Here is a 376-nt window from a genome sequence, read left to right as displayed (position 1 = left end):
TCCGGTCTGCGGGGGGCGGTCATTTTCGCACCCGGGGGGGGTGTTTCTGTTGGCGCATAGGTTTGTGGGCTCGCCGTGGTGGGGGGGGGAGATGCTTGGTTGGGTGTGAGGGCCAAAAAGTTTGTTTGGTCGGGTGGGGGGGTTTGGTGTTGTATCGGTTTTTTTTTTTCGGGGGGGGGTATTCGGGCGCCGTGGGGTCGGTCAGTGGAACGGTTTTTTGCGGGTATTGGGTTTGGGGTGTGGTGGTTTTTTTTTTTTTTTGTTTGTTTTTTTGTTTTGGTTTGGTGTTCGGGTTGGTTGATGGGGGGGGTTGTGGGGTTTGTGGGGTGGGGGTGGGGGGTTGGTTGGGTTTTTGTGTGGGGGGCCGCCCCCCCCC

Annotated in this window: 1 protein-coding gene; it reads left to right on the top strand. The window is 58.0% G+C overall.

Going from position 1 to position 376, the window contains the following annotated elements:
* Nucleotides 1-191: 191 nt before the first annotated feature.
* A partial coding sequence (locus PUR61_RS00890) for a hypothetical protein (protein ID WP_329874583.1) occupies nt 192-376 on the top strand: 185 nt, incomplete at its 3' end.

Origin of the sequence: Streptomyces sp. BE20, assembly GCF_036322525.1 — a bacterium.
Lineage (GTDB): Bacteria > Actinomycetota > Actinomycetes > Streptomycetales > Streptomycetaceae > Kitasatospora.
This window is presented reverse-complemented; position numbering and strand designations above follow the sequence as displayed.